This is a genomic window from Aquibium sp. ELW1220 (genome assembly GCF_030398385.1).
In the GTDB taxonomy this organism is placed as follows: domain Bacteria; phylum Pseudomonadota; class Alphaproteobacteria; order Rhizobiales; family Rhizobiaceae; genus Aquibium.
The window spans coordinates 19,276-38,354 of record NZ_JAOAOQ010000001.1 but is presented as its reverse complement, the minus strand read 5'-3'; the positions used below and the strand labels follow the sequence as shown (position 1 = coordinate 38,354).

The following is a 19,079-nucleotide window of genomic DNA, read 5'->3' as shown; positions in this document are numbered from 1 at the left end:
GGGCTCACGTCCCTTACTCGTCGGCAATGGGGGCGGGACAAAGCCCGAGATGGATGGGGTCACCCGGGTGAGTGGAAAAGCAAGAAAGCACCTGCAAAATTTGCAGCCGCCGAATAGAGTGGTTCCGAGGTTGCAAGTCCGGGTTGCTTCATCCGCTTCGAGGTGACCGGTCGGCAGAGGGGGACACGTGGCTGCGAAGACGGTGAAGGATGCGGTGTCGGCCTATGGCGCAGCGCTGAAGCCCAAGCTCTCCAATCCCGCCATTGCGGGCCAGCCCGAGGACCAGCTTCGCGGTCCCCTCGATACCCTCGTTCGCGACGTTTCCGCGGTCGGCGGATCGGTCTATGGCAAGGTTTCCCTCGTCGGCGAGACGAACATCTCAGACATCCGCACGCGACCCGACTTTGCGGTGACGGTGGACGATGCCCTCGTCGGCTTCATCGAAGTCAAGGCGCCCGGCAAGGGCGCCGATCCGCGTCGCTTCGCAGATCCGCACGACCGAGAGCAGTGGCAGAAACTCAGATCGCTGCCCAACCTGCTCTACACCGACGGCGGCGCTTTCAGCCTGTGGCGCGACGGCGAACTGGTGGGCAAGGTGGTGGCGCTGGAAGGCGACGTCGCCACGTCGGGTGCCCGGCTGACGGCGCCGGACGCCCTGCAGCCGCTCATCTCGGATTTCCTGACGTGGAAGCCGATCTCGCCGGCCAACGCGAAACAGCTCGCCCGCGTCGCGGCGCGTCTGTGCCGGCTGCTGCGCGACGAGGTGCTGGAACAGCTGGAGCGCAAGAGTCCCGGCTTGACGGCATTGGCGAGCGACTGGCGCCGGCAGCTCTTCCCCGAGGCGAACGACGACCGCTTCGCCGACGGCTACGCGCAGGCCGTCACCTTCGGCCTGCTCGTCGCGCGCGCCCTCGACATCCCGCTCGCCGGCGGCATCCATCAGGCGGCCTACCAGCTGCGCGGGCCGAGTTCGCTGATCGGCACCGCGCTCGGGCTGCTCACCGACGATCCGGCCAACCACAAGGCGCTGGAAACCTCGCTTTCGACGCTGACGCGCGTGCTCGACGTGGTGAACTGGCACACCATCAGCAAGGACAAGCCCGAGGCCTGGCTTTATTTCTACGAGGATTTCCTCGAGGTCTACGACAACGATCTGCGCAAGCTGACCGGCTCCTACTACACGCCGCCCGAAGTGGTTTCCGCGATGACGCGGATGGTGGACGAGACGCTGCGGGGACCGCTGTTCTCGCGCCCTGCGGGGCTGGCCTCGGGTGACGTGACCCTGGCCGACCCGGCGATGGGCACAGGCACCTTCCTGCTCGGCGTGATGCGCCGCATCGCCGCCACGGTCGAGGCGGACCAGGGGCCGGGCGCGGTGCGCGGCGCGATCGAGGCGGCAATGAAGCGGCTGATCGGCTTCGAGCTGCAGTTCGGCCCGTTCGCCGTTGCCCAGCTTCGCCTCATCGCGGAGTTGCAGGCGCTGGCCGCGCCGAGCGCCGCGACCTGGCCGGCGCTGCCGGACCTGCAGTTCTTCATCACCGACACGCTCGGCAATCCCTTCGTCGAGGAGGACACGCTGGTGCAGAGCGGCCCGATCGCCCAGTCGCGCCGCGACGCCAACCGGATCAAGCAGCAGCGCGACATCACCGTAGTGCTCGGCAACCCGCCCTACAAGGAAAAGGCGCGCGGCATGGGTGCCTGGATCGAGCAGGGCAGCAAGGGGCGCACCGCACCGATGGATTGGTGGGCGCCGCCACCCGAATGGAAGGTCGGCGCGCATACCAAGCACCTCAAGAACCTCTACGTCTACTTCTGGCGCTGGGCGGCGTGGAAGGTGTTCGGCACGGGCAACCATGCCTCGACTGGCCGGCCGGACCGCGACGAGGAGGGCATCGTCTGCTTCATCACCGTCGCTGGCTTCCTCAACGGCCCCGGCTTCCAGAAGATGCGCGACGATTTGCGCCGAACCTGTTCCGACATCTGGGTCGTCGACTGCTCGCCGGAAGGACACCAACCGGAGGTCAGGACGCGAATCTTCCAGGGCGTGCAGCAGCCGGTGTGCATCGTGCTGGCGGCGAAGCCGCTCGTCAAGGACCGCGGCGTGCCGGCGCACATCCGCTATAAGGCTCTCCCGAAGGGGCGGCGCGAAGAAAAATTCGCCGCTCTGGAAACGCTGTCGCTCGACGAGCGGGGCTGGCGGGACTGCCCGACCGGCTGGCGCGCACCCTTCTTTCCCGCTGCGAGCGGCGACTGGGCGACCTTCCCGCCGCTGAAATCCTTCTTCGACTATGACGGATCGGGCGTGATGCCGGGGCGAACCTGGATCATCGCGCCGGACCAGCAATCGCTGGAGGACCGTTGGGCGACACTGATTGCCGAGAAAGATGCTTCAAGGCAGGAGACGCTGTTTCATCCGCACGAGGGTGGTGACAAGACCGTATCGAAAAAGGCGCACACCGGAATCGTAGGACATGAGCAGAGATCGGTCGCGGTGAAGGATGACACGGCGTCTGTGGTGACGCCCACCCGTTACGGTTTTCGGTCATTCGATCGACAGTGGATCATTCCCGATGCGCGACTGATCAACCGGCCGAACCCAAGCCTATGGAACGCTTATTCGCCGAAACAGATTTTTCTGACAGGGTTGGACGCCCATTCTCCGAACTCCGGTCCTGCCATTACCTTCTCGGGCTTGCTGGCGGACCTTCATCACTACAAAGGCTCCTTCGGCGGCCGCGTTTATCCCCTCTGGCGTGACGCCGCCGCCAGAACCCCGAACATCCCGCCGAAACTGCTCGGCCTGCTGGCCGAGGTCTACGGCCATCCCGTCTCCGCCGAGGACGTGATGGCCTATCTGGCGGCGGTGATGGCGCATCCGGCCTTCACCGCGCGGTTTCAGCCCGACCTCGTCCAGCCGGGCCTGTTTGTGCCGCTCACCGCCGACCCAGCGCTGTTCGCCGATGCCGCCGCCCTCGGCGCCGAAGTGATCTGGCTGCACACCTATGGCGAGCGTTTCGCCGACCCCGCCGCCGGCCGGCCGAAGGCGCCGCCGCGCATGCCAGCGGGAGAGCGCCCGGCCATTCCGGAGGGCGGCGGCATTCCCGGCGCACCGGAGCCGCTGCCGGACACGATGGAATACGACCCGGTGAAACGGCGGCTGCATGTCGGCACGGGGTTCGTCGACAATGTTTCCCCTAAAGTCTGGGCCTACGAGGTCTCCGGCAAGCAGGTGGTCTGGCACTGGTTCAGCTATCGCCGGCGTGACCGCACCCGCCCGCAGATCGGCGACAAGCGTCCGCCGTCGCCGCTCGATTCGATCCAGCCAGACCACTGGCTCGCCGAATACACCTCCGACCTGATCGACCTGCTCAACGTGCTCGGCCGCGTCGTCGCGCTCGAGCCGGCGCAGGCCGATCTCATGCAGCGCATTCTGAGCGCCGAACTGATCAGGGCGGAGCGCCTGAAGGCGGCGCTCGGGGACGGCGACAACTGACAGGTCGCGTCAGGATAGCGGGGATAAGTGGGGTTGGGCGGTCGTGCGGCCGCATTGCTTGCGGCATAGTTCGGATACGATTCGCATTGGACTGCAGATGCCCAGCCGCAACCAGCTCGACCTTTTCGGCACCGACGAGCCCGAACGCTTCGACGAGGATGCGCCGACGGTCTATTACCACGGCGATCCCGACCGGGTGCGGGCGCGCGTGCTTCGGCTGATCGCGGAGGCGCGCGCGGCCGAGACCGTACCCTGGGACGACGACGATCTGCGGCTCTTCCGCAAGATCGTGCCGCAGATGGTGCGCTGGCTGCCGGACGACGAGGCACGACAGCTCTGCTTCGATTTCGAGGAAGAGATTCGCCGGCTGCTGGCGGCCTAGGAACCGGGAACAGTTCCCCTTCGCCCGCTGCCTTTTCCCGCTTACCGCCGAAGGCTTCTACGACTTCGCTGCCTTGCCCCGGGCGGTACTCTGGAGAGCGCTCTCCTGGTGAACCGTCCAGCGGTTTTACCGCCTCCCGCGTCGCGGACCATCTCCCGGCATCGCAGGTCACGACATCGGCATCGCCCTGAACGTCAGGATTGTCTCGCTTCCGCTCTGCGGTTGCCGTATGAGCGGCAATGGAAAAAGATCAGTTCGACACGCCAATCACCGTCAAAGCCGATGCGGCCGGCACATTGCTGACCCTGCGCACCGCCCGCGACACCTCCGACTTCCTCCTAAACCGCTGGCCCGGAAAGCGCACGGAAAAGCACCGCGCCGCGCTGCAGGCCTGCTCGGACGTCCAGAGCGGGGACAAGCCGCCGATCGTCGGGCGCCGTGCCTTCGTCGCGGCAGCCCGCGAGGCAGGCGTCTTCACCGACCAGAAGGCGACGGGCTGACGAAAGTCGGGGACAGTCCCCGTTCGTCCGCGAAAAGGCAGCTCCGTCTCCGGGCTTTGGCTCGGGGAGTTGGGCAAATCGCGCCTGGAACCCGCCAACCGCGCTGCGCGCGCTCCACGACGCTCGCATCTGCGAGGTCGCGGCATCGCTGTGTCCCGAAACCGGTGCCCGGTTTCGCGACGCATTTCCTATTCGTCGGTCTGGGCCTTCGCCTCGGCCTCGGCCTTGTCTGCGCCGCGTTCGCGGGCAGCGGCCTTCGCGGCCAGCTTTTCGGCCTTCTTGGCCGCCTTGGCGCGATCGCGCTCCATGCGCTCGTGATTGTAGTTGGGCGGTCTCGGCATCTCTCTGTCTCCTTGTCAGCCCCCTGCCTATTGCCATAGGGCCGGCAAAGCAACCTGCAGGGCCGGGTTCTCGCCTTTCCCGCCCCACGCTCTGCCGTTCCACCCTCCCGTCGACGTCGAAGCGCCCGCGCGGAATCCAGATCGAAAGGCCTACCCGCGCGCGGCGACGAATCCGTCCAGCTTTCCCAGCGTCTGCAGACCCAGCTCGATCGCTCCGAAGCCCCTTGCCGTCTGGAACTCGGCCGCGCTGGTGAAGACCATGCCGAGCGTCACCTTGGTGAATCCGTCCTGGTCCTCGAACGAGGCCCATGCATCGGCGTGCCTGGGTCCGTTCTCGCCCCAGAGAAGCGTATAGCCGAGCCGTTCCTGCGTCCGGACCTCGCCATACAGGTGATGGTTCGGATAGACCGTGCCGTCTGGCCCGATCATGTCGAAGACCCATTCGCCGCCCGCCCGCAGGTCAATCCTGCTGGTGCGACAGGAGAAGCCATCCGGGCCCCACCATTGCGGCAGTGTCTCGGGGTTCATCCATGCGCTCCAGACTACGGCCCGCGGCGCCCGAATTACCCGCTGCAGCACCATGGTCCGTTCGGCAACGCCGGCGAGATTGTCCAGTCCGGCTGCGAAGCCCTGCCGGTAGCCCTGTTCCATGTTCGCGGCGAGCGAGGACAGTTGCACCGTCACGACCAGCCCGCTGCGCGCGCCGAAATCCGAAAAATCCGCAGTAACCAGGGCCGCCGACTGCGTGACGCCTTCAGACGAGATCACCTCGTCGTTGACGCTACACACATCCGGCTGCAACACCAGCCAGCCGCCTTCGCAGCGCACGTCCGGCTCGCCGGCCACCTTGCAGAGCGACACCTCGCGACCGCCGACCCGTGTATCGGCCTCCAGAAACTCCACGGTCACCGAGGGCGATGGCGCAGCCCAGACCGTACGCGCGGCGGGCGCAGTCCAAGCCTGCCAGAGCACCGAAACCGGCGCGGCGACCTCTCGCTCGAAGGTCAGCGTCGCGAAGCGACCGGTGCCGTCGTCACGCGCCGTCACGGCGCCGCTTGCTGCAGGGTTCGACGTCATTTCTCTCGTTCCTTCATCATGCCCATCACGAATGAATCCAGCCGGTCGAGCCGTGCGTCCCACACGGCCCGCTGCTCCTCGATCCACGTCCGCGCCGGCTCCATGGCGTCCGGCCTGATCGCGCAGGTGCGCACCCGGCCGTCCTTCGAAGTGGCGATCAGGCCCGCCGCCTCCAGAACCGAGAGGTGCCTCATCACGGTGGGCAGGCGCAGCCCGGTCGGGTCTGCAAGCTCCGTCACCCGGGCGGGTCCGCGCGCCAGCTGGACAAGGATCGAGCGGCGCGTCGCATCCGCCAAAGCGTGGAACAGGAGCGACAGATCGGGATCATGCTTAGCCATTTTGCTAAGCTTTCATGATCTCCAGCGGAGCACAACAAGAAACTTCGCCGAAGTGCTAACTATTGGCGGACTCACCGGGCTGCGAACCTCGTGGCCCCGCGGCCATGGAACAAGCCGCTGCGGTCCCGGTTCGGGCGCGAGCAAAGGAGAATGCCCATGAACACGAACTTCACCAGTCAGGCCCGCGACATTTTCATCGTGGGACTACGCAACGCGCATGCGATGGAAAACCAGGCGCTTTCGATCATGAAGCCGCAGGCCTCGCGCATCGAGAGCTACCCGCAGGTGCTGGAGCGGCTACAGCGGCACATCGCCGAGACCGAGGGCCAGATCCGGCGGCTCGACTCGATCCTGCAGGGCATGGGCGAAAGCCCGTCCGCGCTCAAGGACACCACGCAGTCCTTCATGGGTGCCATGGCGGCGATGGGCCACTCGATGGCCAGCGACGAGATCATCAAGAACAGCCTCGCCAACTTCGCCTTCGAGAATTTCGAGATCGCGGCCTATACGTCGCTGGTGACGCTGGCCGAAGCCGGCGGCCTCGCAGAGGCGAAAGCGCTGCTGCAGCAGAGCCTCGACGAGGAGACCGCGATGGCCTGCTGGCTGGAGGAGAACCTGCCTGCCGTCACCCTGCAATATGCTGGCCTGCGCGCCGCTGGCGTCAGCGCCAAGGTCTGACGGACGACGACGCCGACTGAGGAGGCCAGCGCCGTCTCCCGCCCGCCTGCGCCCTCTGCCTTGCGCGGCAGAGGGCGCAGGCGGGCGGGCCGCCGTGATCTACTCCGCGGCGCGTCCCATTTCCGGGCGGCCGTTACCCATTCGGCCGAGAACCTCCTCGGCGGCAACCTTGCGGTTCGTCACCGAGCTCGTCCACTGGCCCCACACCGTGTCGTCGATCGTGTCGCCGTTGCGGCCGAGGTCGGCGAGGCGCTTCTCGTCCTCGCCCGTCAGCATCTGGCCGGGCAACTTGCCCAGACCCCGGACATCCTCGGCGGAGATGCCGAGGCGCTCGCCGACGCGGCGGCCATAGTCGTCATGCACCATGAAGAAGTGCCAGACCATGCGCTCCTGCACGTCGCGCTCGCAGTCGGACAAGAGCGTGCCCATGTTGGCGACGAGGTCGTCGCGCTCCCAGTCCATCATGGTGCAGAAGCGGCCCCGCGCCTGGACATAGTCGTTGCGCCGGTCAAGCACGGCCCGCGTCAGCCGGCCGGTGATCTCGGGCGGGTTGTTCGGCTGGTGCTCTGCCTCGGTCAGGCCGTCGTGGAGCGACGGCTCGTAGTTGACGTGCGGGTTCTGGCCCTTGCCGGTATCGCGGTAGAAGGACATCTGGCCGCCGGACTGGTGGGTGGCCACTGCCGCGTTCTTCGGCTGGTTGACCGGCAGCTGCAGGTAGTTCGGCCCGACGCGATAGCGCTGGGTGTCCGAGTAGGAGAAGGTGCGGCCGACCAGCATCTTGTCGTCGGAGAAGTCGAGCCCGTCGACCAGCACGCCCGTGCCCATGGCGATCTGCTCGTTCTCGTTGAAGAAGTCCTCGACGTTGCGGTTCAGCGTCATGGTGCCGACGTGGCGCAGCGGAAAGTCCTTTTCGGGCCAGATCTTGGTGTCGTCCAGCGGGTCCCAGTCGAGTTCGGGATGGTCGTGGTCCTCCATGATCTGGACGTACATGTCCCACTGCGGGTAGTCGCCCGCCTCGATCGCGGTGAAGAGGTCCTTCGACGCGGAGCCGAGGTCCTGGCCCTGCACCTTCGCCGCCTCGTCGGCGGTCAGCGAGGCGACGCCCTGGCGCGGGTGGAAGTGATACTTGACCAGCACGGTGTCGCCGGCGGCGTTGACCATCTTGTAGGTGTTGACCCCAAAGCCCTCCATGTGGCGGTAGCTCGCCGGGATGCCGCGCGGCGAGAACAGGTGGGTGAGCATGTGCATGCTCTCCGGCGTCTGGCTCATGAAGTCGAAGATGCGGTTCGGCTCCTGGCGGAAGGTTACCGGATCCGGCTTCAGCGAGTGGATGACGTCGGGAAACTTGATCGCGTCGCGGATGAAGAAGACGGCGAGGTTGTTGCCGACGAGATCCCAGTTGCCGTCCTCGGTGTAGAACTTGACGGCGAAGCCGCGCGGGTCACGCGCCGTCTCGGAGGAGTCCCGCCCGCCGATGACGGTGGAGAAGCGGATCGCCAGCGGCGTCTTCTTGCCCTTGTCCTGGAACAGCTTCGCGCGGGTGTAGGTCGAGGCCGGCTCGTCGCCGATCATGCCGGTGGCCTCGAACTCGCCGTAGCAGACGAAGCCGCGCGCATGCACGACCCGCTCGGGGATGCGCTCGCGGTCGAAATGGCTGATCTTTTCCAGGAACTGGTAGTTCTCCAGCGTCGCCGGGCCGCGGCTGCCCACGGTGCGGCTCGACTGGTTGTTGGAGACCGGGTGACCCTGGCGGTTGGTCAGCGTGCCCTGCGAGGCGCGCGGGGCGGCTGCGGTGTTTCTTGGGTCGTCGTGATGCATGATCGATCTCCCTGATCCGGTGAGCCTCTCGCGAAGGCACGTGAATGGGTTGCGCCGCGAGGCGCCTGACGCCCAACGCGCGAGGGGCCGGCATGTTCGGGAAAAAGATGCGCGATCGAGCGATCGCCCGACCAGCGGCCGGGGCTCAGCCGCTCGTGGTGTCCGTCGCGATCCGGAGCGCAACGCGCGCGCCCGCCTCGGTCGCCGCGCCTACGGCCATCATGCAGCCGCGGAAGGCGTCGTGACGCTCCCTGGCGAGGCGCACGGCCACCGGCGTCGGCCAGCCCATCTCGCGGGCGACGATCAGGCCGAGCAACAGGATGGCGTCGGGCTCGTGCAGCACCAGGGCGGCCGGCGCGTGGCCGTTGTGGACGAGTTCGAGCAGCACGGCCGACGCCGAGGAAGAGCCGATGGTGCCCGGCAGGAAAAGCACTGTGCCGGCGATGTGCGCCCCCAACTGCGGGTGGCGCACATCGGCGATGCGGCCGGTGGCCGCATCGACGCCGCCCCAGAAGCTGATCGGGCCGTCGAGCACCAGCGCCGGGGCGCGACCGCCTGCACCGGGCACCAGCACCTCGGCCATCGCTGCGGCGGAGGCTTCGGCCGGCGGGGCGGTGACGCCGGTCTCCGCGCTCATCGTGCGGCCTCCGCCAGCACTGGGCGGCCGGCAACGGCGCTTTCCACGCAATCGGGCAGCGCGGCATAGAGCACCGCATAGCCGGTGTTGCCCGGCGCGTAATGGGCAAACTTGCCGGAATTGGTCATCAGCACCCCGTCCGGCCGGTCGGCCAGAATCGGCGTCACCACCACGCAGGTATCGGCCACGAGGATCACGCCCGCCTGCTCCAGTGCAGCCCGGCGGCCGTCCCGGTCGAAGGCGGCCAGCGCGTGGCGGCCGGTACAGGCATAGAGCGGGACGGCGAGCTTCCGCCCCGCGACCAGCCGCTCCAGCGCGTCGAGTTCGGCGGCCGACAAATGCGGGCTGCCGATCGCCACGGCGTCGATTCGCTTGGCAGGCCCGGCGGTCGACAGCCTTCGCTGCGCATCGGCCGCCATCGCCGGCGTGACGCGGATCGTCGCTGCCGGCGGCAGTCCGCCGGTCGCGGCGTCGCAGTCTTCCGCCTCCGGCGTCACGCCTGCGATGTGGAACAGCCCGACAGCGCCCGATGAGGCGGCGGCGGCGCCAAACGCCTTCAGCGCGTCTTCGCCCGGATGGGCCGCGATGCCGGTCACCACGCCGATCGCATTCCCCAGCTCGCGTCCATACAGGCTGCCCAGCACCGGCCAGGCGATCTCGGAGGAGAGGAATTCCGACGACAGGGCCGACACGTCGAACTCAACCGTCGCGCGGCGGTTTTCGGGAAGGTGCAGACCGGTGCACGGTGCGCGACCGGCGATGGCGCAGGCAATGTCGAGGAAGTCGCCATAGCGGTTGGTGCGGGCGCCCAGCACCGAGTTGCAGAACACGACCGCGTTTGACTCGCCCCAGGCCACGTCGGTGCCTTGCGCCGGCCGGTGTCCGGCCTGATAGGGCGCGCAGGTCCAGGATGGCTCGCAGCCAAGCGCGCGGTAGGCCTGCATCATCCGCCCGGCCATGTCGCGGCGGGCGCCTTCCAGCCGCACCCGGCAGCCGCCGGTCAGGTCCAGTGCGCCAACGTTGAGCGTGGCGCGGACCGCAACCCTGGCGCCGCCCGCCACCAGCCTCTCGGCGAACAGCGTGCCGGAATCGCCGTGGTACAGCGCCCCGTCGATGTGGGCGGAGGCGACCGGGATCAGCCGCGGCGCGCCCAGCAGGCGCGCGCTGTCGGCGACGATGCGCATCGCCATCGCCGCGCCGGCGCCGTCCCGTCCCTCGGCAATGGCGCGTTCCTCGGCGGTCAGGTCGAGCATCCGGGCCGCTACTCCGCCGCCTGCCGTCGCGCCTTGTAGCGCATGATGTCAAAGCGGGCGCCGAGCGCATCGTAGAGCAGGATCCGGCCGACCAGCGGCTCGCCGATGCCGGCGATCAGCTTGATCGCCTCCATCGCCTGCAGCGTGCCCATCACGCCGGTCAGGGCGCCGAGCACGCCTGCTTCGGCGCAGGACGGCACGAGGCCGGCCGGCGGCGGTTCGGGGAAGAGGTCGCGGTAGGACGGCAGCGGCCCGCCGTCTTCGCCGCTCTCGTAGGGCTTCAGGACCGTCAGCGAGCCGTCGAAGCGCCCGACGGCGGCGGCAACCAGCGGCTTTGCAGCAGCGGCGCAGGCGTCGGCGACCGTGTAGCGCGTGTCGAAATTGTCGGACCCGTCGATAACGAGGTCGTAGGCCGACACAAGAGCGGCCGCATTGCCAGGGTCGAGGCGCAGCCGGTGCGTCTCGACGACGACATGCGGGTTGATCCGGCCGATCGTGTCGGCCGCACTATCGACCTTCGGCCGCCCGACCGACGCCGTGTCGTGGATTACCTGGCGCTGCAGGTTGGACAGCGAGACGGTATCATCGTCGACGATCCCCAGCGTTCCGACACCGGCGGCCGCCAGATATTCGAGCACGGGAGCGCCGAGCCCTCCTGCGCCGACGACAAGCACCCGGGCGCGCTTCAGCTTCTGCTGCCCCGGCCCGCCGATCTCGGGCAGCACGATGTGGCGGGCATAGCGCTGCAGTTCGTCGGTCGAGAGCGGCTGGGCGGACGATGCGGTCATGGCCGGATCATAGGGCCGACGGACAGACTTGTCAGCCTGCCGAAACGGCACCTGCCGACACCGTCAGGAACTGGGCACGGCCTTCGATCGCCGAGAAGAGTTCACGCTCGGTGCCCGTCATGAAGACCTGGCAGCCGAGATCATCGAGGATACCGAACAGGGCGGCGCGGCGGCGATGGTCGAAATGCGCGGCGATTTCGTCCAGCAGCAGGATCGGCGCCATGCCGGACAGTTCGCCGGTCAGGCGCGCATGCGACAGCACCAGCCCGACCAGCAGGGCCTTCTGCTCGCCGGTGGAGCAGAGTTCGGCCGGCATGTCCTTGGGCCGGTGGCGCACGAGGAGATCCGAGCGATGCGGGCCCTCCAGCGTGCGGCCCGCTGCCCGGTCGCGCTCCCGGCCCTCGGCAAGCCTTCTGCGGAAATCCTCCTCCGCATCGATCGCGGCACCCGACGCCAGGCCGGCCTCCAGCACGCCCGAAAGCGCCAGGTCGGCTCTCGGGAACGGGCCCTCTTCGGGCGTGCGCTCGATCATGGCCTTCAGCAATCGCACCATCTCGAAGCGCGCAGCCGCGATCGCAGCACCCGTCTCTGCCATCTGCGTCTCGATCGCGTCGAACCAGCCATCGTTTCGCGATCCGTCCGCCAGCAACCGGTTGCGGCCGCGCATCGCTTTCTCGTAGTCGAGCGCGCGGCGGCCATGAGCGGGGTCGATCGTCAGCACCAGCCGGTCAAGGAAGCGGCGACGGTCTGCGGCCGGGCCGGTGAAGAGCCCGTCCATGGCGGGCGTCAGCCACATCACCCGCAGCCATTCCAGCATCTCGTCGGCAGAACGCGCCGGCGCGCCGTTGATGCGCACCTTGCGCAGGCTGCCCTCGGCATCCGGGTCGGCTGTGCCCGCGCCCGTGCCGATGTCGGCTTCGCCCTGCGCACCTTCGACATGCGCGTGAACGACGAAGCCGCCCTTAGCGCCATCGCGTGCGATTTCCGCATAGGCGGCGCGGCGCAGGCCCCGGCCGGGAGAAAGCAGCGAGACGGCTTCGAGAAGGTTCGTCTTTCCGGCGCCATTGTCGCCCGTCAGCACGACCGCTCCCGGCGACAGATCGACAGCGAGGGACAGGTAGTTGCGGAAATCGGTCAGCTTCAGCCTGCCGATGTTCACCGGCGGCGGCGCGCCCCGGTTGGTCGGGTCGCCCGGCACGAGCGTCAGACGCGCATCGGCATCAGGACATAGAGGGTCTGCTCGTCGGCGGTATCGTTGATCAGCGTCGGCGAGCCAGCATCCGCCAGCATGAATTGCGCATTGGTGCCGCCGAGCTGGGCCGCGACGTCCAGCAGGTAGCGCGCATTGAAGCCGATCTCGATCGGATCGGAATCATAGTCGGCCGCGATTTCCTCGACGGCGCTTCCGGAATCCGGGTTGTTGACAGTCAGCGTGACCTGACCGTCGGCGATCGCCAGCTTCACCGCGCGTCCGCGTTCCGACGAGATGGTGGAAACGCGGTCCACCGCTGCGGCGAAGCTCTGCCGATCAATGATCAGCCGCTTGTCGTTGCCGGACGGAATGACGCGCTGGTAGTCCGGGAAGGTGCCGTCGATCAGCTTCGACGTGAGCACGATACTGCCGATCGTGAAGCGGATCTTGGTGTCGGACAGTTCGACCACAACCTTGATATCGGGATTGTCGACGAGTTTCTGCAACTCGCTCACGGTCTTGCGCGGGATGATCACGCCCGGCATGCCTTCGGTGCCGGCAGGCGCCTCGATTTCGGCGCGCGCGAGCCGGTGGCCGTCGGTGGCGACCGAGCGCAGCATGAGCTTGCCGCCGGTTTCGTGGGCGTGCAGGAAAATTCCGTTCAGATAATAGCGGGTCTCCTCCGTGGAGATCGCGAACTGGGTCTTCTCGATCAGGCCCTTCAGGGCCGGCGCGTCCAGACGGAAGATGTGCGAGAAGGATCCGGCCGTCAGCTCCGGGAAATCGGACTGCGGCAGGCACTGCAGCTTGAAGCTCGAGCGTCCGGACGTCACCGTCATGGTGTGGCCGTCGGCATCTGTGCGCAGCATCACCTCGGAACCGTCCGGCAGCTTGCGGACGATGTCGTAGAGGAGGTGTGCGGGAACCGTCGTTGCGCCAGGCTGTTCGACCTGCGCCGGGGTTGCTTCCGTCACTTCGAGGTCGAGATCCGTCGCCTTCATCTCGAGCACCGCACCGCCTTCGGCTTTCAGGAGCACGTTGGAAAGGATCGGGATCGTGTTGCGCCGTTCCACCACGCGATGCACGTGGTTCAGCGACTTCAGCAGGTTGGAACGTTCGAGGGTGACGCGCATGACGGACTGGTCTCGTGGTCAGGACTGCTTCGGCGGGAAGCACAGATACGAACGGCCCGCATCCCGGGCCGGCAAGGCTGGCAAAATGACAGGAAAAATGCCATGAAGGCAAGCCCGCGCGACGGGTTGGCTCCCGCTGCGCAGGCTTTCCCGGGGATAATCCCCGGGGCGGTGCCGGAACGGCGGCGTCGGGCGGCTTCAGGCCTGGTCGTTGATCAGCCTGCGCAGGAGTTCCAGTTCCTGCTCAAGCTTCTCGTCCGTACCCGACAGGTTCTCGATCTTGCGTACAGCGTGGAGGACGGTCGTGTGATCCCTCCCGCCAAACCTGCGCCCGATCTCGGGCAGCGACCGCGGCGTCATGACCTTGGCGAGGTACATGGCAACCTGCCGAGGCTTGACGATGGTGCGTGTGCGGCGGTTGGACAGCAGCTCCGTCTTGGAAACGTTGTAGTGGCGCGCCACGATGCGCTGGATGTCCTCGATGCGTATGCGCTTGGGATCGCCCGTCCGGAACATGTGGCCAAGCAGTTCGTCGATGCGGTCGATCGACAGGTCTGGCTCGAAGGACTGCCGGAACAGGAGCTGGTTGAACGCCCCTTCGAGCTCGCGCCCGCTTCCGGTGACGGTGCGCGCGACGTGCTCTAGGATCTCGTCCGAGATCGAAAGCGAGGGGTCGTCCTGTCGGGCGGCGTCGAGGCGCTGCTTGAGCATGGACAGCCGCATCGGCATGTCTGGCGCCGACATTTCGAGCGAAACACCGCCCTGCAGCCGCGAACGGACGCGGGGCTCCAAGGACTCGAGTTCCGACGCCGGACGATCGGCTGCCACGACGACCTGCTTGGCGCTGTCGAGCAGCATGTTGATGAGGTGGCAGAACTCGTGCTGGATCGACTTGCCCTGGAGAAACTGCATGTCGTCGATGATCAGCAGATCGATGTCGCGCAACTGCTCCTTGAGCGTCAGCGCGTTGTTGTCGCGGATTGCCGTGGCGAAGCGCCACATGAAGTACTCTGCCGTGAGGTAGACAACGCGCGAGGCGGGACGCCGCGCCAGGGATTCTGCAGCGATCGCCTGCAGAAGGTGAGTCTTGCCGAGGCCGACCGACGCGTGGACGAACAGCGGGTTGAAGCGCACGGAAGCGGTCGCGTTCTCAGCCACGGTCCGCGCAGCCGCGAAGGCAACCCGGTTCGAGGGGCCGTCGACGAAGGACTCGAAGGTGTAGCGCCCGTCCAGGGGCGACCCGAGGATGCTCTGGCGGTTGGACCCTTCCGGCGTGGTCCGCGGCTGCGCAGGACGCGACGGATTGACCGTACCGGAGGAGAGCGCGGTCTGTGATGCGCGCGGCGGGGTCTTCGGCCTGGCGTCCTCGACGTCCATCGCACCGCGGGCTGCCCGCATGGCGCTCCGCACGACGATCTCCAGGCGCAACAGGCCTTCGTCTTCCGCCTTCCAGATGTCGGTGATGAGCGCCAGATAGTGGTTGTTGATCCAGGATCTCAGGAACGCCGTCGGAACCGACAGACGCACCACGCCGCGCGAAGCCTCCGCAAGCTTCATGCGACCAAACCAGCTCGAGTAGACATCCGCGCCAAGCCGGGCCTGCAACTGGGCACGGAGCTTCTCGAAGATCGAGCCCGCATCCGATCCCGCGTCGTCCATCACCGGTTCTCCACCGCTCACTGGGATGAAAGGAAGCGCCGCCTCGGCTCCCGTTTCAATGCCGCCAAACATGTCCTCGTTCCTTCTTGTCGTAGACTTCATCGCAACAGCGTATCCCTCGCGCACCGCATGGCCATGCGCGTCTTCCTCGTATTTCCGCGGCTGACCGCCGCCTTGCGTGCTACACGACCCCTGCCGATCGCGAGGCGATCGGCGTACCCACTCGTACCCGGCAAAGCCGGTTCCCCGTACCGCTCCCATGACGAAGCCTCGCGAAGACCGCCGGGATTGCACCCGGACGTCCCCATCCCCGCCTGACCTCGTGGCGACGGCAAACGCCGCATCGAAAGGACAAACTCACCCGCACACCGGATCGCTCCGGTGTCGCATCGGTTGAAATTTCCTGGGATTGTGGGCCTTGGGGCCCGCCCCTTTCGATGTCTGGACCTTAGAAAAATGGCCTTGGGAGAGCAAGTCCGAGTTTCACGGTTTTTTAAGCAACGAGGCCGTGGGGAGGGCCGATTCGAGGCATCGGGGACCACGATTCTTGTTTATCTCTTTTGGAATCAACCCCTTTTCCCGCGACCGGAAAATCGACGCCCGATGCTAAAAATTTTTCCAACTTTCAGCTTGACAGGGGTTATTCCCGAAGCCGGTCACGGGAGGTCTAACAACCTGTGGACAACCTCGCATAAGTTTTTGTTTATAAACGGTTTTTCATGCTGCGACAACTATGTCGGCGTGGTGCGCCAGTGAAGCTGCGGGGTGCCGCATAGGGGCGCCGGCAAAGGATAGCCGGTTCCGTTGCGGAAAGACAACCGGATCCACCAGGCAGTTTGACGGCAAACAAAAAACCCGGCCTCTCGGCCGGGTTCGGTAGAGCGAGCCCAGAAGGCTCGGCTTGGCAGTCGATCAGGCCTCAAGAGCCTTCAGTCGCTGCGCCAGACGCGACACCTTGCGGGACGCCGTGTTGCGATGGAGGACGCCCTTCGTCGCTGCACGCATCAGTTCCGGCTGCGCGGCGCGGAATGCATCTTCCGCTGCCGACTTGTCGCCAGCAGCAAGCGCTTCCTCGACTTTGCGCACGTAGGTCCTGACCCGCGAACGGCGGTTCTTGTTGATTGCCGTGCGGCTCGCGATTTTGCGCGTTGCCTTCTTGGCCGAGCTCGTATTGGCCATATCGCCTCTCTCATTCTTCAGACGGACACGCTGCACGACAGCCGGCAGGCGCGAAAACAAACGGGCGGCCGGGTGGGCCGCCTCAGTGGTGGCGGCTTATAGTCGAGCTTTCCGGCGGCGTCAACGGGCTTGCTGGGCCCGGCCCCGGAATCAGCAGGATCATAAGCTGCCTCCGTCTCTGCGAAACCCGGCTTCAAGGCCGCGCTTGAAATGAACCGACGCCTGCTGTATATCAAGCGTGAATTCTTGGTCGATGGAACAAGAGTGGGCCCACCCGGACCCGCTCTTTTTTGTTACCTGAACGACCGCAACGAGAGCATTCCAGGGCATGGTAGAGACCCAGGCGCAGGCAGACGATCGCATCATCCGTGAAACCGGAACGGATGCGCGCATCGCGTTGCTGATCAGGCCGCTGCTCGACACGATGGGCTATCGCCTCGTGCGGGTGCGTCTGTCGGGACAGAACGGGCTGACGCTGCAGATCATGGCCGAGCGGCTCGACGGCACGATGACCGTCCAGGATTGCGAGGAGGTGAGCAAGGCCGTCTCCCCTTTGCTCGACGTCGAGGACGTGATCGACAAGGCCTATCACCTGGAAGTCTCGTCGCCGGGAATCGACCGCCCCCTGGTGCGCAAGTCGGATTTCGCGCAATGGATCGGCCATCTGATCAAGCTCGAGACCTCGATGCCTGTGGCCGAGCGCAAGCGCTTCCGCGGCAGGATTGCGGAGACGTCCGACGAGGTGGTCGTGATCGAGCGCGATGTGGCCAGCTATGGTGACGAGCCTATCGTGCGCGTGCCGTTCGACGCCATATCGGATGCGCGCCTTATCCTGACCGACGAACTCGTGCGCGACGCCCTGCGCAAGGACAAGAAAGCGCGACAGGAACAGAAAAAACGTCGCGGCGAAGATCCCGACGGCGAAGACGACACCCAGACTGAAGACTGAGATCGCCGGCTGGCCGCGAGCGGCCGGAGCGATGCAAGGAGACCACGACATGGCAGTCAGTGCAAACAGGCTCGAGCTTCTCCAGATCGCCGACGCGGTCGCGCGCGAGAAGTCGATCGACAAGTCGATCGTGATCGCCGCTATGGCGGACGCGATCCAGAAGGCGGCGCGCTCGCGCTATGGTCAGGAGACCAACATCCGCGCCGACATCAACCCGAGCACCGGCGAGATGAAGCTGCAGCGGCTGATGGAGGTCGTCGAGAACGTCGACGAGTTCGCTCGCCAGATCTCGCTGCGCGACGCGCGGGACCGCAATCCCGACGCCCAGGTCGGCGACTTCATCGCCGAACAGCTTCCGCCAATGGATTTCGGCCGCATCGCCGCGCAGTCGGCCAAGCAGGTCATCGTCCAGAAGGTACGCGAGGCCGAGCGCGACCGGCAGTACGACGAGTACAAGGACCGCATCGGCGAGATCATCAACGGCACGGTCAAGCGCGTCGAGTATGGCAACGTGATCGTCGATCTGGGGCGCGGTGAGGCGATCATCCGCCGCGACGAACTGATCCCGCGCGAGAACTTCAAGTATGGCGACCGCGTCCGCGCCTATGTCTATGACGTCCGCCGCGAGCAGCGCGGGCCGCAGATTTTCCTGTCGCGCACGCATCCGCAGTTCATGGCGAAGCTCTTCCAGATGGAAGTGCCGGAGATCTACGACGGCATCATCGAGATCAAGTCGGTGGCGCGCGACCCGGGCTCACGCGCCAAGATCGCGGTGATTTCGCGCGATTCCTCGATCGATCCGGTCGGCGCCTGCGTCGGCATGCGCGGCAGCCGCGTTCAGGCGGTCGTGGGCGAGTTGCAGGGCGAGAAGATCGACATCATCCCGTGGTCGCATGACGCCGCCTCCTTCATCGTCAACGCGCTGCAGCCCGCCGAAGTGGCGAAGGTCGTGCTCGACGAGGATGCCGAGCGTATTGAAGTCGTGGTCCCGGATGACCAACTATCGCTTGCGATCGGGCGTCGTGGACAGAACGTGCGACTGGCCTCGCAGCTGACCGGCTGGGACATCGACATTCTGACCGAGGAAGAGGAATCGCAGCGCCGCCAGAAGGAATTCGTCGAGCGCTCGACCCTGTTCATGGATGCGCTCAACGTCGACGAGATGGTCGGGCAGGTGCTGGCGTCGGAAGGCTTCACCTCGGTGGAGGAAGTCGCCTACGTCGACGCGGACGAGATCGCATCGATCGACGGCTTCGACGGCGACACCGCTTCCGAGATCCAGGCGCGGGCGCGCGAATATCTCGATCGCATCGAGGCGGAGCAGGATGCCAAGCGCCGCGAACTGGGCGTGGCAGACGAATTGCGCGAGATTCCGGGCGTGACGACCGCGATGATGGTCACACTGGGCGAAGACGGCGTGAAGTCGGTCGAGGATTTCGCCGGCTATGCAGTCGACGACCTCGTCGGCTGGAAAGAGCGCAAGGACGGCGAGACCAAGATGTTCCCCGGCGTGCTGGCATCACACGGCGTGAGCCGGGCCGACGCCGAGCAGATGGTGCTCGCGGCGCGTCTGCAGGCCGGCTGGATCTCGAACGACGATCTCGCGGCCGAGGACGAGACGGAAACGGAAGCGGCCGAAGCCTGAGGCGGGTGATGGACCGG

Annotated in this window: 17 protein-coding genes; 6 read left to right on the top strand and 11 right to left on the bottom strand. The window is 66.4% G+C overall.

What is annotated here, in order from left to right; all coding sequences use genetic code 11:
- The first annotated feature begins 187 nt into the window (after positions 1 to 187).
- The 3 genes from N1F91_RS00185 (at position 188) to N1F91_RS00175 (ending at position 4,375) form a co-directional block, all read left to right on the top strand.
- Positions 188 to 3,493 carry a type ISP restriction/modification enzyme gene (locus N1F91_RS00185; protein ID WP_289988167.1) on the top strand — a complete coding sequence of 1,102 codons (3,306 nt, stop codon included), beginning with the start codon at positions 188 to 190 and terminating at the stop codon, positions 3,491 to 3,493.
- 97 nt (positions 3,494 to 3,590) lie between these two features.
- Positions 3,591 to 3,875: a hypothetical protein gene (locus tag N1F91_RS00180; protein WP_289988165.1), complete on the top strand. Its 285-nt coding sequence runs from the start codon at positions 3,591 to 3,593 to the stop codon at positions 3,873 to 3,875.
- A 239-nt stretch (positions 3,876 to 4,114) separates the two neighbouring features.
- A complete protein-coding gene (locus tag N1F91_RS00175; RefSeq protein WP_289988162.1) occupies positions 4,115 to 4,375 on the top strand; it encodes a DUF982 domain-containing protein in 261 nt (86 codons plus the stop codon).
- Between the two features lie 188 nt (positions 4,376 to 4,563).
- On the opposite strand, the gene N1F91_RS00170 is transcribed toward N1F91_RS00175, so the two are convergent.
- The 3 genes from N1F91_RS00170 to N1F91_RS00160 form a co-directional block, all read right to left on the bottom strand.
- Entirely contained in the window at positions 4,564 to 4,716 is a 153-nt protein-coding gene (locus N1F91_RS00170) for a hypothetical protein (protein ID WP_289988160.1), read from the bottom strand.
- A gap of 150 nt (positions 4,717 to 4,866) precedes the next feature.
- Positions 4,867 to 5,793: an SRPBCC family protein gene (locus tag N1F91_RS00165; protein ID WP_289988157.1), complete on the bottom strand. Its 927-nt coding sequence runs from the start codon at positions 5,791 to 5,793 to the stop codon at positions 4,867 to 4,869.
- Entirely contained in the window at positions 5,790 to 6,131 is a 342-nt protein-coding gene (locus tag N1F91_RS00160) for a metalloregulator ArsR/SmtB family transcription factor (RefSeq protein ID WP_289988154.1), read from the bottom strand. Before N1F91_RS00160 ends, N1F91_RS00165 begins: the two co-directional genes overlap by 4 nt.
- A gap of 156 nt (positions 6,132 to 6,287) precedes the next feature.
- Between N1F91_RS00160 and N1F91_RS00155 the strand changes: the two genes are divergently transcribed.
- A complete protein-coding gene (locus N1F91_RS00155; protein ID WP_289988152.1) occupies positions 6,288 to 6,809 on the top strand; it encodes a ferritin-like domain-containing protein in 522 nt (173 codons plus the stop codon).
- Between the two features lie 99 nt (positions 6,810 to 6,908).
- On the opposite strand, the gene N1F91_RS00150 is transcribed toward N1F91_RS00155, so the two are convergent.
- From N1F91_RS00150 to rpsT, 8 genes are all read right to left on the bottom strand, one after another.
- The gene (locus N1F91_RS00150) at positions 6,909 to 8,627 is read right to left on the bottom strand and encodes a catalase (RefSeq protein WP_289988150.1); all 1,719 of its coding nucleotides are present in this window, start codon (positions 8,625 to 8,627) and stop codon (positions 6,909 to 6,911) included.
- A 145-nt stretch (positions 8,628 to 8,772) separates the two neighbouring features.
- On the bottom strand, positions 8,773 to 9,264 hold the full coding sequence (locus tag N1F91_RS00145) for a DUF126 domain-containing protein (protein WP_289988148.1): 492 nt from the start codon (positions 9,262 to 9,264) through the stop codon (positions 8,773 to 8,775).
- Positions 9,261 to 10,517, bottom strand: a complete 1,257-nt coding sequence (locus N1F91_RS00140; protein ID WP_289988147.1) for an aconitase X catalytic domain-containing protein — start codon at positions 10,515 to 10,517, stop codon at positions 9,261 to 9,263. Before N1F91_RS00140 ends, N1F91_RS00145 begins: the two co-directional genes overlap by 4 nt.
- 8 nt (positions 10,518 to 10,525) lie before the next feature.
- Positions 10,526 to 11,305 (bottom strand): molybdopterin-synthase adenylyltransferase MoeB, encoded by a 780-nt coding sequence (locus N1F91_RS00135; protein ID WP_289988145.1) that lies wholly within the window; start codon positions 11,303 to 11,305, stop codon positions 10,526 to 10,528.
- Between the two features lie 31 nt (positions 11,306 to 11,336).
- Complete coding sequence (gene recF, locus N1F91_RS00130) at positions 11,337 to 12,464, bottom strand: DNA replication/repair protein RecF (protein WP_289988144.1); 1,128 nt, start codon at positions 12,462 to 12,464, stop codon at positions 11,337 to 11,339.
- A gap of 44 nt (positions 12,465 to 12,508) precedes the next feature.
- Positions 12,509 to 13,630 carry a DNA polymerase III subunit beta gene (gene dnaN, locus N1F91_RS00125; protein WP_289988142.1) on the bottom strand — a complete coding sequence of 374 codons (1,122 nt, stop codon included), beginning with the start codon at positions 13,628 to 13,630 and terminating at the stop codon, positions 12,509 to 12,511.
- A 198-nt stretch (positions 13,631 to 13,828) separates the two neighbouring features.
- Positions 13,829 to 15,289 (bottom strand): chromosomal replication initiator protein DnaA, encoded by a 1,461-nt coding sequence (gene dnaA, locus N1F91_RS00120; protein ID WP_289988141.1) that lies wholly within the window; start codon positions 15,287 to 15,289, stop codon positions 13,829 to 13,831.
- A 912-nt stretch (positions 15,290 to 16,201) separates the two neighbouring features.
- Positions 16,202 to 16,468 carry a 30S ribosomal protein S20 gene (gene rpsT / locus N1F91_RS00115; protein ID WP_289989743.1) on the bottom strand — a complete coding sequence of 89 codons (267 nt, stop codon included), beginning with the start codon at positions 16,466 to 16,468 and terminating at the stop codon, positions 16,202 to 16,204.
- Between the two features lie 328 nt (positions 16,469 to 16,796).
- On the opposite strand from rpsT, the gene rimP reads away from it, so the two are divergent.
- Positions 16,797 to 17,417: a ribosome maturation factor RimP gene (gene rimP / locus N1F91_RS00110; protein WP_289988139.1), complete on the top strand. Its 621-nt coding sequence runs from the start codon at positions 16,797 to 16,799 to the stop codon at positions 17,415 to 17,417.
- Between the two features lie 49 nt (positions 17,418 to 17,466).
- On the top strand, positions 17,467 to 19,062 hold the full coding sequence (gene nusA, locus N1F91_RS00105; RefSeq protein ID WP_289988137.1) for a transcription termination factor NusA: 1,596 nt from the start codon (positions 17,467 to 17,469) through the stop codon (positions 19,060 to 19,062).
- Positions 19,063 to 19,079: the final 17 nt, after the last annotated feature.